This window comes from Dactylosporangium sp. NPDC006015 (assembly GCF_040614215.1).
Taxonomy (GTDB): Bacteria; Actinomycetota; Actinomycetes; order Mycobacteriales; family Micromonosporaceae; genus Dactylosporangium; species Dactylosporangium maewongense.
The window spans coordinates 192,785-206,953 of record NZ_JBEXUD010000008.1 but is presented as its reverse complement, the minus strand read 5'-3'; the positions used below and the strand labels follow the sequence as shown (position 1 = coordinate 206,953).

At 71.2% G+C, this 14,169-nt stretch carries 12 protein-coding genes; 7 read left to right on the top strand and 5 right to left on the bottom strand.

The window, feature by feature from the left end:
• Positions 1-204 precede the first annotated feature (204 nt).
• Positions 205-1,398, top strand: coding sequence for a CoA transferase (locus ABZ321_RS16725; RefSeq protein ID WP_354891832.1), 1,194 nt, complete (start codon positions 205-207; stop codon positions 1,396-1,398).
• A 93-nt stretch (positions 1,399-1,491) separates the two neighbouring features.
• On the opposite strand, the gene ABZ321_RS16720 is transcribed toward ABZ321_RS16725, so the two are convergent.
• Entirely contained in the window at positions 1,492-2,922 is a 1,431-nt protein-coding gene (locus ABZ321_RS16720) for a hypothetical protein (protein WP_354891830.1), read from the bottom strand.
• Positions 2,923-3,037: 115 nt separating this feature from the next.
• Here ABZ321_RS16720 and ABZ321_RS16715 point away from each other — a divergent pair, with 115 nt between their 5' ends.
• Positions 3,038-3,700 carry a response regulator transcription factor gene (locus tag ABZ321_RS16715; RefSeq protein ID WP_354891827.1) on the top strand — a complete coding sequence of 221 codons (663 nt, stop codon included), beginning with the start codon at positions 3,038-3,040 and terminating at the stop codon, positions 3,698-3,700.
• Entirely contained in the window at positions 3,697-4,770 is a 1,074-nt protein-coding gene (locus ABZ321_RS16710; RefSeq protein ID WP_354891824.1) for a HAMP domain-containing sensor histidine kinase, read from the top strand. Before ABZ321_RS16715 ends, ABZ321_RS16710 begins: the two co-directional genes overlap by 4 nt.
• Positions 4,771-5,523: 753 nt before the next feature.
• Here the strand turns inward: ABZ321_RS16710 and ABZ321_RS16705 are convergent.
• The 3 genes from ABZ321_RS16705 to sigJ form a co-directional block, all read right to left on the bottom strand.
• A complete protein-coding gene (locus tag ABZ321_RS16705) occupies positions 5,524-6,897 on the bottom strand; it encodes a ricin-type beta-trefoil lectin domain protein (protein ID WP_344510785.1) in 1,374 nt (457 codons plus the stop codon).
• Between the two features lie 233 nt (positions 6,898-7,130).
• Entirely contained in the window at positions 7,131-9,140 is a 2,010-nt protein-coding gene (locus ABZ321_RS16700; RefSeq protein WP_354891821.1) for a glycerophosphodiester phosphodiesterase family protein, read from the bottom strand.
• Positions 9,141-9,219: 79 nt separating this feature from the next.
• Positions 9,220-10,092, bottom strand: a complete 873-nt coding sequence (gene sigJ, locus ABZ321_RS16695; protein ID WP_344510789.1) for an RNA polymerase sigma factor SigJ — start codon at positions 10,090-10,092, stop codon at positions 9,220-9,222.
• 179 nt (positions 10,093-10,271) lie between these two features.
• Here sigJ and ABZ321_RS16690 point away from each other — a divergent pair, with 179 nt between their 5' ends.
• The 4 genes from ABZ321_RS16690 to ABZ321_RS16675 are packed head-to-tail and all read left to right on the top strand — an operon-like array spanning position 10,272 to position 13,361.
• Complete coding sequence (locus ABZ321_RS16690) at positions 10,272-10,850, top strand: IS607 family transposase (RefSeq protein WP_354891817.1); 579 nt, start codon at positions 10,272-10,274, stop codon at positions 10,848-10,850.
• The gene (gene tnpB, locus ABZ321_RS16685; RefSeq protein WP_354891814.1) at positions 10,847-12,226 is read left to right on the top strand and encodes an IS607 family element RNA-guided endonuclease TnpB; all 1,380 of its coding nucleotides are present in this window, start codon (positions 10,847-10,849) and stop codon (positions 12,224-12,226) included. The genes ABZ321_RS16690 and tnpB overlap by 4 nt, the downstream gene beginning before the upstream one ends.
• Before the next feature lie 19 nt (positions 12,227-12,245).
• Positions 12,246-12,872 (top strand): NAD(P)H:quinone oxidoreductase, encoded by a 627-nt coding sequence (gene wrbA, locus ABZ321_RS16680; RefSeq protein WP_354891811.1) that lies wholly within the window; start codon positions 12,246-12,248, stop codon positions 12,870-12,872.
• 24 nt (positions 12,873-12,896) lie between these two features.
• Positions 12,897-13,361, top strand: coding sequence for a DIP1984 family protein (locus ABZ321_RS16675; protein WP_344509744.1), 465 nt, complete (start codon positions 12,897-12,899; stop codon positions 13,359-13,361).
• Between the two features lie 311 nt (positions 13,362-13,672).
• Here the strand turns inward: ABZ321_RS16675 and ABZ321_RS16670 are convergent, their stop codons facing one another.
• Positions 13,673-14,158 carry a TIGR00725 family protein gene (locus ABZ321_RS16670; RefSeq protein WP_354891808.1) on the bottom strand — a complete coding sequence of 162 codons (486 nt, stop codon included), beginning with the start codon at positions 14,156-14,158 and terminating at the stop codon, positions 13,673-13,675.
• Positions 14,159-14,169 lie beyond the last annotated feature (11 nt).

The window sequence follows — 14,169 nt, the reverse complement described above, 5'->3', positions numbered from 1 at the left end:
CACGGAGACTAGCCGAGAAACCCGCAGAGCGGAACACCATTGCGCTCTGTGGAAAGCATCTCTTTCGCGGTACGGCGCCCGCGCCAGCGCTGCCCGTCCGGCGATCCGCAGGCAACCCGTGAAACTCGGGCGATTGACTCCGGGCGACATCGAACCTAGCTTTGGTTCGGAACGATGTTCCACTGATCGGAACCAAGGAGGGACATGTCTCAGGATTCGTTGCGTGGCGTCAGGGTCATCGACGCGTCCACGATCCTGGCAGGCCCGCTGTGCTGCCAGATCCTCGGCGACTACGGAGCCGAGGTCATCAAGCTGGAACATCCGACCAAGGGCGACGCGCTACGAGGTCACGGACCGTCCAAGGACGGGGTCCCGCTGTGGTGGAAGGAAGTGTCCCGCAACAAGCGGGCCGTCACGTTGAACCTGAAGGTGCCCGCCGGGGCTGAGGTGCTCAAACGACTCGTCTGCGAGTCGGACGTGCTCGTCGAGAACTTCCGTCCGGGGACGCTTGAACGCTGGGGGCTGTCGCCCGAGGCGTTGCACGCCCTCAACCCCGGACTCATCATCGTGCGGATCACCGGCTTCGGCCAGAACGGTCCCTACGCCTCACGTCCCGGCTTCGGGACCCTGGCGGAGGCGATGAGCGGCTTCGCCCACCTCACCGGTGAGGCCGACGGCCCCCCGATGCTGCCCGCCTTCGGCCTGGCCGACAGCATCGCGGGCATCGCCGCCTCCTCCGCGGCCGTCATGGCCCTCTACCACCGGGACGCACGCAACGGCGCGGGCCAGGTCATCGACCTCAGCCTCATCGAGCCGATCCTCACCGCGGTCGGCCCCGGTGTCACCGTCTACGACCAGCTCGGCGTCGTCGAACAACGGCACGGCAACCGCTCGACGAACAACGCCCCCCGCAACACCTACCTCACGAAGGACGACCACTGGGTGGCCGTCTCGACGTCCGCACAGGCGATCGCCGAGCGGGTCATGCACCTCGTCGGCCACCCGGAGGTCGTCGACGAGCCGTGGTTCGCAGCCGGGCACACCCGCGCCGAACACGCCGACGAACTGGACGAATACGTCGGCACCTGGGTCCGCAAGTACAACCGCGACGAGGTCCTCGCGGCCTTCGAACAGGCCGGTGCCGCGCTCGCCGCTGTTTACTCCGCCGCCGACATCGCCCACGACCCACACATCCGCGAGACCGAGATGATCACGCAGGTCGAGGACCCCGAGCTCGGCCCGATGCTCATGCACAACGTCATGTGGCGGATGTCGCACACACCCGGACGCATCCGCTTCACCGGCCGTTCCAAGGGCGCCGACACGGAAGAGGTGCTCACCGAGCTCGGCTTCACACAGGAGGAGATCGCCGACCTGCACGCGGCCGGAGCCGTCTGACGCGAAGACACCCATCTCACAGCAACGGTCTACGGCGACACCTCATACGTCACTCCTACGGCGGCGCCCATGCCTCTCTCCTACGGCGGCGTCTCATGCGTCTCTCCTGCGCAGGAGGACGACGGCTAAGGCGAAGGTCAGCGCCGTATACGTGCACAGGACAGCGAGGCCGGCCCACGGGGACAGCGGATAGTAGCCGGTGGCGGGGGTGTACACGCTGTCGACCTGGGGGTAGCGGGTCAGGGTCTGCTGGACGGCCATGGCCGCCGCCGGGGTGAACGTCGCCAGCCACTCGGCCATGGGTGGCGGCAGGAACGGCGTCCGCGCCAGCAGGTGGGGCAGCACGGTGGCGACCACGACGGCGGTCACCGCGGTGGCGCCGCGCCGCACGACCGTGCCGACGGCGAGCGCGAAGACGGCGGTGACGGCGAGCAGCGCGGCGGTGCCGGCCTCGGCCCGCAGCAGGGTGCCGTCCGTTGCCGGGAACACTGTGAGACCGAGGCCGCGGACCACCCACAGCCACAGTGGCACCGCGATGACCGTCGCGGCGAGGCAGACGGTGAACGTGACGCCGGCGAGCACGGCCGCCTTGGCCGCCAGCAGACGCACCCGGTGTGGGCTCGCGCTGAAGGTGGTGCGGATCAGCCTGGTCCGGAACTCGGTCGTGATCATCTGGGTGGCCACCACGACGATGACGACCAGCGCCGGGAACGTGCCGAAGAGCAGATCGGCTGCGGTGGCACCGACGGGCACCTCGTTGCGGGGCGCCGGGCCGAGGTCGCCGGCGCCGGTCACGGTGAAGCCGTCGCCGGACGCGGTGAACCCGCCGGACGTGCCGGACGGATAACCCGCGAACGTGGCCGTGCCCGCTCCTCGCTGGTCACCGGTCCAGTCGGCGGCAGGCCACCAGGCGCCCGTCAGTTGAGGGTCGCTGAACGTGGCGGTGGCCGTGTTGCCGGCGGTGCCGATGCCGTCGACCAGTGGCGGGCAGGCCACGAACAGGCCCACCTGCACGGTGCCGGACAGTCCCGCCAGCCGCACCGAGTCGACCTCGCTCCAGCTCGCGCCGTCAGCGGAGACCTCACCGGTGACCGTGTCGCCGGCTCGGGTCAGACGCAGCCAGCCGCCTGCCGCAGCAGCGCGGTCATGCAGGTAGTCGTGCTGCATCCGTACACCATGAGCAGCCGTCATCATGATGGCCGCATAGCGGGCGCCGGGCTCGTCTCCCGCGCTGACGATCAGTCCTGCCTTCGCCCATGGGCTGGTGGAGGACGGGGCGGTGACCGCGACGGTGATGCTGCCGTCGCCGGCCAGCGGTCGGTGCACGAAGAAGTAGGCGTCGCTGACGGGTTCGCCGTGCGGCCCGATGGGCACCGTCGTGCGCTGCTCGGGCGCCCCGCCGGCCAGGCCCGTGAGCGGGAACAGCACGATCATCAGGGCGGCGGCCGCGGCGGCGCGCACCCAGCCGGGCACGGTGCGGAACTTGGTCCATTCCGACCGCAGCAGCCTGGTGACTTGTGTCATGGCTTCGGTTGTACGCCGGCGGGGGTGACAGGACGGTGTCGATCGCTGTCACCGGGCTGTCACCTCCCGCGTGGCATCGTGGTCGGCGTCGCTCTTGCTGCATGGAGGTGTGGTCATGCGAGTGCTGGTGGTCGAGGATCATCGGACGCTGAACGCGTTGATCGCGTCCGGTCTGCGCCGCGAGGCGATGGCCGTCGACACCGCCCTCGACGGTCACGCCGCGCTGGAGCAGCTGGCCGCCACCCGTTATGACGTCATGGTCCTGGACCGCGACCTGCCCGGCCTGCACGGCGACGAGGTGTGCCGGCGCACGGTGGCCGGCGGGGCGGGCACCCGCGTGCTCATGCTCACCGCGGCCGGCACCGTCCGTGACCGGGTCGAAGGGCTCGGCCTGGGCGCCGACGACTATCTGCCCAAGCCGTTCGACTTCGCCGAGCTGGTCGCGCGCGTCCGGGCCTTGGGCCGCCGAAGTACACCGGCGCTGCCTCCGGTGCTGGACAACGGTGACCTGACACTCGACCCCAACCGGCGGGTCGCGTCGCGGGCCGGCCGGCGGCTGGATCTCAGCCCGAAGGAGTTCGCGGTGCTGTCGCACCTGCTGGCCGCCGGCGGCCGCGTCGTGTCCGCCGAGGAGCTTCTCGAGCGGGTCTGGGACGACGCGACCGACCCGTTCACCACCACCGTGAAGACGACGATCGCCCGGCTGCGCGGCAAGCTCGGCCAGCCACCCGCCATCCACACCGTCCGCGAGGGCGGCTACCGGATCGGCGAGCGATGACCGGCCCAGCGCCGCGTCGCCGGTTGCGCACCCGGCTCGCGCTGCTGCACGCGGCGTTCGCCTTCGGCTGCGGCGTGCTGCTGCTGGCGTTCGTCAACCTGCCGCTGATCAGCACCGGCCACACCACCCCCGTCGACGGAAGCAGCGGCGCCCAGGCCACCAGCAACCTCGGTGAGCTGCTGCGCTACTCCGCCGTCGCGCTGGTCTTCATCGCCGCGCTGTCCGTCGTGCTGGGCTGGTGGATCGCCGGGCGGGCGGTGCGCCCCCTCCAGGTGATCACGTCTTCGGCCCGAGCGATGTCCGCGGACACCCTCGCCGCGCGGCTGCGCGTGCCGGCCGCATACCAGGAGTTCGCGGAGCTCGCCGACACGCTCGACGACCTGCTGCGACGGCTGCACGCGTCGTTCACGGCGCAGCGGCAGTTCATCGCCAACGCCTCCCACGAGCTGCGCACCCCGCTCACCGTGCAGCGGACCATGCTGCAACTGACGCTCACCGACCCGCACGCCACCGACGAGACGCTCCGATCGGCCTGCCACGAGCTGCTGGAGCTCGGCGAGCAGCAGGAGCACCTGATCGACGCGCTGCTCACGCTGGCGACGGGCTATCAGCCGATCGACCGCTGGGAGCGGTTCGACCTCGCCGAAGTGACGCGGACCGTCGTCCTCGACCATGGGGCGGAGGCCGAGCGGCGCGGCGTGCGCGTCCACACCGTGCTCGCCGCCGCGCCGATGCTCGGCGACCCGCGCCTGGCCGCGAGCCTCGTGACGAACCTGGTCGGCAACGCGCTGCGGCACAACGTCCCAGCTGGGACCGTCGAGGTCGCCACGTCCCCCACGGGACGACTGACCGTCGGCAACACCGGGCCGCCGATCCCCGCCGCGGAGATCGGGCGACTGTTCCAGCCGTTCCAGCGCCACGGCACCGACCGCACCGGCGACACGGATGGCCACGGGCTCGGGCTGGCCATCGTCGCCGCCATCGCGCAGGCGCATCACGCTTCGCTCGCCGCGTGCCCCGGGCCGGAAGGAGGTCTCCACATCACCGTCGATTTCCCACCTGCGCCCTGACAAACCGCAGGTATCGGGCCGAGCGCTCGCGCCGACCTCACGCGGTCAGTGTCGGCAATAGCCGGGCGCGCCGTCAGAAGGGGCCGCTGTTGAAGGCCGGGACAGCGGTGACCGGATGGCTCGGCTCGTGGCAGCGCGGCTGCTACGACGGGGCACCCCTTGGCGCGGGACCGCCCTGTGGTTTAGGCGGCACGAGAACCACCTGGTCAAGGCGGCACGGGAACCGCCCGGTCGAGGCGGCGCGGGACCGCCCTGGGTGAACGGTGCGGGACCGTCCTGGTCGGGACGGCGCGGCACCGAGGCAGTGCGGCGAGGATGTCGGGGCGCCCTGCCGGGAGCTGTGCGGCCGCGGCGGCACCGAGGGCAGTGCGGTGGGCAGGCCGCGGCGGCACCGAGGGCAGTGTGCGGGGCGGGCCGCGGTCGGTGGCGCCGCAAGGTCCGGCATGGGCGCTCGTGGTGACGTCGGCGGCTGGGGCCTCGGGGATTCGGCACCGGTGTGCACGGTGGTGTTGGGTGGCTGGAGCCTGGAGGTCCAGCACGGGCGGGCCGTCGTCGGCGTCGGGTGGTGCCGGAAGGTTCGGCATGGGCTCGCGGTGATGCCGCCGGAGGGGCACAGCGGCGAGGACGGTCGGAGTGCCGTGGCGTGTGCGGGTGTCCCGGCTCAGGTAGCTGTCGGCGTGGGACACCCTGAAGAACGGCCTTGGGCCGGCGCCTGTGACAGGGCCGGCCCAAGGGTGTGTCGTCGTACGGGTGTTACTGCGGCAGGCTGAACTTCTGGGCGCCGCTGCCGTTGCAGTCCCAGATCTGCATCTGGATGCCCTGGGTCGTCGAGCCGTTCGGGTCGTCGAGGCACTTGTTGGACGCCGGGTTGTAGTACGTGTTGTCGGCGCGGTGGATGAAGACCTGGGCGCCCGTGCTGTTGCAGTCCCAGATCTGGAGCTTGGCGCCGTTGGCGGTGGAGCCACCCGGGATGTCCAGGCACTTGCCGAAGGCGCGGAGGGTGCTGCCCGCCTCGACGTAGGTCCACTGCTGCGCACCGGTGCCGTTGCAGCCCCAGAGCTGGACGGGCGTGCCGTTGGCGCTGTTGGAGGAGCGGACGTCCAGGCAGAGGCCGCCGGGGCCCTTCACGGCCTTGCCGCTGGTCGGGGGCGGTGTGGTGCCACCGCCACCGCCGCCACCGGCCGTGTACGCGGCGACGTAGTCGACCATCATCGGGGCGCCGGACACGGTGGAGGCGTAGGGACCGCCGCCGAACGCGGCCGGGAAGCCGCCGCCGATCGCCACGTTGAGGATGATGAAGAAGCCGTGGTGGGTCGCGTTGTTCCAGGTGGTCGCGTCGACCTGGTTGGCGTTGATGGTGAAGAAGTTGTTGCCGTCCAGGTACCAGCGGATCTGCTCCGGCGACGTGCTGCGGTCCTGCTCGACGGCGTACGTGTGGTAGCCGCCGTTGCAGCCGCCGCAGGCGCGCTCGCCGCTGCCGATGCCGGTGGTCTCGTTGCACGGGCCGCCGGGGTTGGTGCCGCAGTGCAGGGCGCCGAAGACGGAGGGCCGGCCGTTGATGTTCTCCAGGATGTCGATCTCGCCGATGCCGGGCCAGCCGGTCGCGCCCGTGCCGCGCGCCGCCGCGCCCAGCATCCAGAACGCGGGCCAGTAGCCGGCGCCGTTGGCGGTGTTGACGTTGGGCTGTGCGATGCGCGCCTCGACCCGCAGCTTGCCGCCTGCCGGTGCGGCGATGTTGGTGCGCTGCGTCTCGATACGGCCGCTGGTCCAGTTGCCGGCGCCGTCGCGGAGCGGCCTGATGGCGAGGTTGCCGGCACCGTCGAGGTAGACGTTCTGGGTGCTGTTGGTCATGTTCTCGATCTCGCCGGTGCCCCAGTTGCCCGCGCCGCCGGGGTACCCGTGGCCGAGGTCGTAGAGCCAGTTGCCGGTGTTGACACCGGTGTTCGCGGCGCCGTTGAAGTCGTCGGCGAAGATCTGGGTCCAGCCGGACGGGGTGGGTGGCACCGACGCGCCGGCGTCGGGCAGCACCGCGATCGATGCGGCGGCCACCACGGCTGCGCCGGCGGCGGCGAGCAGCGCGGTGCGGCCGCGGAGCCTGCGGGGTGTGCGTTCTTGTTGGATCTCCACGGTGAGGGTTGCCCTTCTCGAGCAGGAGCGGAGACGGTGCGATTGGCGGGACGCCACACGTTGGCGGATGTGAGAGCGCTCTCAGCATCCTGGGCTACTGGAAAGCTTGTTGTCAATAACTGCAGGTCCGGCAACGCGATCGCGCACGACGCGACATGCTCAAAGACCACCGCGGGGCGAAAAAGTGCACCCGCCGCCGGCAGTACCGGCGACGGGTGCGGCGAACGGAGTCGTCAGCGCAGACCGGCGCGCCTGGCGACGGTGATCAGCTTCCCGGGGTCGTCGGAGATGATGCCGTCGACGCCGAGGGCGATGGTACGGTCCATCATCGGCTCGTCGTCGATGGTGTACGGCACGACCTTCAGCCCGTCCCGGCGGTGCAGAACGTCGACGGTCGGGCCGTGGAAGTAGGCCGGGTTCTGCCGCAGGTACCAATCGTCGGACACGACGGTGCCCTGCGCCGGGTCGTGCACCTGCCAGTTGGCGGAGACGGTCGACGCGCCGCTCGCCTTCACCAGTTTGCCCAGGTCGCGGTGCTTCCACCAGTCGAGCGTGCCGGTCCACGGGCTCTTCACCGACGGGTTGCCGTAGACCGCCTGCAGCGAGCACTCGTCGGCGAGGGTGGCGCACTCGGCGGGGCCGTACTGCCAGACCAGCGCGACGGTCTCGATCCTCGGGTTCAGCGCGCGCGACAGCTGGATGGTCCGCCAGTCGAAGGACTGGATGGTGACCCGGCGGTCCAGGCCGGCCTTCGAGATCGCGGTGACGAGACGGATGGTGAAAATCCAATACGGCTCGGTGTCGGCGACGGTCGGGCTGATTTTCGTCTCGATGTTGAGCCGGATGTCGTCGCGGCCGCTGGACTTGACGACGGCGAAGAGCTCGTCGAGCGTCGGGATGCGCTCGCCGGGCGCCGAGGCGTTGCCGCAGTCGACCGTCTTCACCTGGGCGAGGGTGAGGTCGTGGATCGACTTGCCGATGTACGGGAACAGCGGGTCACCCGGACGGACCGGCGCGGTGTCGCGGCAGTGGGAGCCGTTCAGCGAGCGGTCGTGGCTGACGACGAGCACGCCGTCCTTCGTGACGCCCGTGTCGAGCTCCAGGGTGGAGATGTCGGCGTTGCCCAGCGAGTTACGGAACGCGGCCAGGGTGTTCTCCGGCCGGGTCGCCTTGCCGCCGCGGTGCGCCTGGATGTCGAAGGGTGACTTGGTACCGCGCGGCAGCGTGAAGCCGCGCTGGGCGGCGACGGTCCGCAGGCGGTCCGGGTAGTCGGTGATGATGCCGTCGACCCCGTCGTCGATGAGCTTGTTCATCGTGGCCGGGTCGTCGACGGTCCACGGGATCACCTTGATGCCGTTGGCGTGCGCGTGGCGCACCATCGCCGCCGTGACGTACGGCTGGTAGCCGGCGTCGGTGACCTTGCCGTTCTGCGGGAAGCCGTGCACCGGCGAGAAACTCGTCACGCCGATGGATTTCACGGCCGCGATGGGGTCGCCGCCGAAGTCGTCGATGTCGAGGCCGCCCAGCCACGGCGAGGCGCCCGGCTGGCCGGTCTGCAGGAAGTCGCGGTTGGTCAGCGCGACCAGCGCGAGGCGCGGCTCGACCTCGCGGAAGCGGCGCAGCGCGCCCCAGTCGAAGCTCTGGATCGTGACCCGGCGCAGCAGGCCGGCGGCGCGGATCTCGCGCGCGGCGACCTGGACGAACTGCTCGCGCGGCGCGGTCTCCTGCGGCGCGCCGGCCTCGACCTTCGTCTCGAGGTTGAACTTGACGTCGTCGTTGCCGTAGCGGGCGACGAGGTCGAACACTTCGTGCAGCAGCGGCATCCGCGAGCCGGGGGTGAGCAGCTGACCCGGGTGCTCGGGCAGGCCCTTGCTGCCGCAGTCGAGCGTGCGGACCTGCGCGAGGGTCAGGTCCTTGATGAATTTCCCGACGTACGGGAACACGGGATCGCCTGCGGCGACCGGCGCGGTGTCGAGGCACTTGGCGCCGCTGACGCGACGGTCGTGGGTGACGACGGCCTGGCCGTCGGCGGTGATCTGGATGTCGAGTTCGAGGGTGGTGACGCCGAGCCGCAGCGCGTTGCCGAACGAGCTCAGCGTGCTCTCGCTGCGCAGACCGAGGCCGCCGCGGTGGGCCTGGATGTCGAAGGACGCCTTGCGGTGTGCCGCCGCGGGCGCGGCCACCGCCAGTGGAAGGAGAAGGCCGGCCGCGATCGCGGCGGCCGACCATCGAGACATGGACATGCCGGGCACGTTGCCAACGTCAGGCGGCGCGAGGCGGGGCGGAGGTTGACGGGCCCGTGAACGCCGGGCGTACAAGCTTTCACGGCGTCCGGGCAGTCCAGTGCCGGAGCTTCTCGGGGTTGAGCACCGCCCAGATGTGCCGGACCCGGTCCCCCGCCACGTCGAACGCCAGCACCGCCGCGACCGCGCCGTCGACCTCGGCGACCAGGCCGGGCTGGCCGTTGACGGTCCGTTCGGCGAGCCGGAACCCGGTGCGGACCGCGAAGAACCGGGCCACCTCCACGGCGCCCACGACGGGACGCGGTGCCGCGTTGACGAGGCCGCCGCCGTCGCCGGTCGCGGTGACCGCCGGGTCGAGCAGGCCGATGAGCGCGTCGACGTCCGCGGCCTCCCACGCCCGCCGGAACGCCCGCACCACGCCGGCGCGGTCGCCTGCCGGCGGTGCGCCCTCGCGGTGCTCGCGGATGCGCCGGCGGGCGGACGACGCGAGCTGCCGGCACGCCGCCGGGCTGCGGCCGACGATCCCGGCGACCTCCGCGAACGGGTACTGGAACACGTCGTGCAGCACGAACGCGACCCGCTCCGCGGGCGTCATCGCCTCCAGCACCACGAGGAACGCCATGCTGACCGACTCGTCGAGGGTGACCCGCTCGGCGGGGTCGGGCGCGGCGCCGTCGGGCCGCCCGCCGATCCACTGTGGACGGCCGGGCAGCGGCTCGGGAATCCACTCCCCGACGTAACGCTCGCGCCGCACCCGCGCCGACCCGAGCAGGTCCAGGCAGATCCGCCCGGCGACGGTCGTGAGCCACGCCGCCGGGTTCTGGATGGACTCCTGTTGGTGTTCGCTCAGGGTGTACCAGCGTGCGTAGGTCTCCTGGACCACGTCCTCGGCGTCCGCGAGCGATCCCAGCAGGCGGTACGCGAGGTCCGTCAACCTGCGCCGCTCGGTCATCACCGGTTCCATGTGCCCCCTTCCGTTCACCTCCAGTGTCGACGAGACAGCCCCGCGGATTGTGAGCCTCACATGTCGGCCGCGGGCTTCGTCGTACATGAGCAGCCAACGACAAAGGGTTGCCAACTGCCGACGAGCCAATGGTCAATAGTGCTCACTAGTTAGCTATAATTTGCATTGTGAACCTCAAGGAATGGGCAGCGGCCACCGGCATCTCGTACGCGACCGCGCGCCGGCGTTACGAGACCGGGACGCTACCCGTTCCCGCATACCGGCTTGGGCGCCTGATCATGATTGGTGAACCGCTGACCGGCTCGGCTTCAACGTCCGGGCAGACCGTGGTGTACGCCCGGGTGTCGTCGGCCGACCGGAAGTCCGATCTGGACCGGCAGGTCGCGCGGGTCACTACCTGGGCCACCGGGCAGCACCTCGCCGTTGACCGCGTGGTAACCGAGGTCGGTTCCGCGCTGAATGGGCACCGCAAGAGGTTCCTCGCACTGCTGTACGACCCGCAGGTGTCGACGATCGTGGTCGAGCACCGGGACCGATTCGCCCGGTTCGGCGCGGAATACGTCGAAGCCGCCCTGTCCGCGCAGGGCCGCCGCCTGCTGGTGGTCGACCCGGCCGAGGTCGATGACGACTTGGTCCGCGATGTCACCGAGATCCTGACGTCGCTGTGCGCCAGGCTGTACGGCCGCCGCGCTGCCGCGAACCGTGCCCGCCGCGCGGTCGAGGCTGCGACCGGGGACCCGGCATGAAGACGATCCAGGCGTACCGGTTCGCGCTCGACCTCACCCCGGCTCAGGAACGCGCCGTCCTCGCCCACGCCGGGGCAGCTCGTGTCGCACACAACTGGGCACTGGCCCGGGTGAAGGCGGTGATGGACCAGCGCGCCGCGGAACGCACCTACGGCATGCCGGACGAACTGCTGACGCCATCGCTGCCGTGGACCCTGGCCGGGCTGCGCAAGGCGTGGAACGCCGCCAAGCCCGACGTCGCGCCGTGGTGGCCCGAGGTGTCCAAGGAAGCGTTCAACACCGGCTTGGACGCCCTCGCCGGAGCGTTGAAGAACTGGGCCGACTCCCGCACCGGCAAACGGGCCGGGCGGCGGGTCGGGTTTCCGAAGTTCAAGTCGCGCCGCCGCACCACACCGTCAGTGCGGTTCACCACCGGCGCGATCCGGATCGAGCCCGACCGCATGCACGTTGTTCTGCCTCGCCTGGGCCGGTTGAAGCTGCACGAGTCCGCCCGTAAGCTCGCTCGGCGCATCGAGGCCGAGACCGCGCGGATCATGGCGGCGACCGTGCGGCGTGACGGTAGATGCTGGCATGCGTCGTTCACCGTCGAAGTTCAGCGCGCCGAACGGCAACCGGTGCGGCCGAAGTCGGTGGTCGGCGTGGACGTCGGCATCAAGCACCTCGCGGTGCTGTCCACCGGTGAGCTGGTCGACAATCCGCGCCACCTTGTCGCTGCACAGCAGCGGATGCGGGCGCTCGGCCGGGCGCTGTCGCGCAAGACCGGCCCGGGCCGGCGCACCGGCCAGCACGCCTCGAGACGATGGCAGCGGGCAGCGACCCGGCTCGGCCGTGTGCACGCACGTGTGGCGAACCTGCGCCGCGACGGGCTGCACAAGCTCACCACCGGCCTCGCCCGTGAGCACGGCACCGTCGTGGTCGAAGACCTCAATGTCACCGGCATGCTGGCCAACCGGCGCCTGGCCCGGCACATCACCGACGCTGGCTTCGCCGAAATCCGTCGCCAGCTGGCATACAAGACCACCTGGAACGGCGGCCGGCTGCTGGTCGCCGACCGCTGGTATCCATCCTCGAAAACCTGCTCGGGCTGCGGCGCGGTGAAAACCAAACTCGCCCTGCACGAGCGTGAATTCGTCTGCCAGGCGTGCGGTCTGGTCGTCGACCGCGACCATAACGCCGCGCTGAATCTGGCCGCTCTAGCGGCTCAGTTCGACACCGCCGGGAGTGGCTCGGTGGCTGGACGTGGAGCCGACCAGAAGACCCGCGCACGCGGGCAGGTGGCTGCGAAGCGTCAACCCGGCACGGCATCCGCCGTTAAGACCGGGACTGTCCCACCGCAAGGCGGGGCTATCGATCGTGTGCTCGCCAAAGCGCACTGAAAGATAACGGAGCAACGACATGCAGCCCGTGAATGCCGCCGTCGTCTACTACAGCGCGACCGGCACCGTGCACGCCCTCGCGGCGGCCGTGGCGGAGGGAGCCGAGAAGGCCGGCGCGACCGTTCGGCTCCGAAAGGTCGCGGAGACCGTGCCGGAATCCATCATCGGAGGGAATCCGGCGTGGGCCGCGCACGTTTCGGCGAGCGCCGACGTCGCCGGGGCGACGCTGGACGACCTGGACTGGGCCGACGTGGTGCTCGTCGGCACGCCGACCCGCTTCGGCAACGTGTCCGCGCAACTGAAGGCGTTCATCGACAGCACCGGGCCGTTGTGGTTCAGCGGCGGGCTCGCCGGGAAGGTGTACACGGCGTTCACCGCGTCGAACACCGCCCACGGCGGCCAGGAGTCCACCCTCCTCGCGCTCGCCAACGTGTTCTACCACTGGGGCGGCATCATCGTGCCGCCCGGCTACACGGACCCGATCCAGTTCAGGTCGGGCAACCCGTACGGCACCTCGCACGTGACCGGCGACGGCCCGCCTGGCGACGTCGTGCTGCAGGCGGCCCGGCACCAGGCCCGCCGCGCCGTGGAGACCGCCGCCGCGCTCAAGGCGGGCCGGTTGCCGGAAAACGGCGTGCGGGCATGATCGTCGTGGCGGACACTGGCGGGCGTGAAGCTTGCTGAAGCGCTTGCGCTGCGCGCCGACGCGGCGCGCCGGGTCGAACAGCTGCGCGCCCGCATCACGGGCAGCGCCCGGTTTCAGGAGGGTGAGACGCCCGCCGAGGACGCGGCCGCGCTGCTCGCCGAGGCGGGCGCCGTCCTCGACGAGCTCGAGTCGCTGATCCGGCGGATCAACCGCACCAACGCCGCCACGCCGCTCGGCGACGGCACGCTCACCGACGCCCTCGCCCGGCGGGACGTGCTGCGCCTGCGGCACAGCGTGGTGACGGCCGCGGCGAGCGCCGCCGCGGGTGAGGGGCAGCGCGGCTACCGGCAGCTGCGCTCGGAGCTGAAGATGCTGTCCGCGCTGCCGGTCGCCGAGCTGCGCGCCGAGGCCGACGACGTGGCGCGGCAGCTGCGCGAGGTCGACACCGCCGTGCAGCGCACGAACTGGGAGGCCGACCTCCTGGACTGACCGGGTTTGGACGCGAAGCAGGTAGCCGTCGTGGAGGCGTGCACGACCCGAGAGCCGACGGGCAATTCGGCTCCTCTTCTGGCGCGCCGCGGGCAGGCGCGGGGGTTCGACTCCCCGGCAGACAACGCACGCCCAGCACAGCGCACAGGTGACGAGGCACGGAGCACGGCACACCACCGGGTGCAGATCCACGACGGCGAGGGCGGGCAAGGGGCACTTCGCGTCTCCGGGAGGCTTCCCGCGGCGGCAATTGCGCTGTTGGGCGGCTTCCCGCGGCGTCCAATGCGCCGCTGGGAGGCTTCCTGCGGCGGTTAGTGCGCTGTTGGGTGGGCGATCTCCCGGAGCAGCCAGGCGACGGCCTCGTCGGGGCTGCCCATCACCGGGTATGTCGGGCCGCCGTCGGGAGCGGTGACCGCCCAGCTGCCGACGGCGACGAGCGGCCGCCCGAGCCGCATCGCGAAGCCGATCTCACTCAGTGTCCCCCACCCACCGCCGACCGCGATGAGCCCGTCGGCGGTCCTGGCGATGAGCCCGTTGCGCAGCTCCCCCATGCCGGTCGGCAGCGCCACGGTCAGGAACTGGTTGCCCTCGCTCCGGTCCCCGCCGGGGAGGAGGCCGACGGTGAGGCCGCCCCGCTCGTGCGCGCCGCGGCACGACGCCCGCATGACCCCGCCCAGCCCGCCGGAGAGGACCACCGCGCCCGCCTCGGCGAGCAGCGCCCCGACCCGCTCGGCGACGCGTTCCTGCTCCCCGGTCGCCCGCCCTGCCCCGATCACCGCCACATAGGGTCCCCGCACGTCGGCGACGC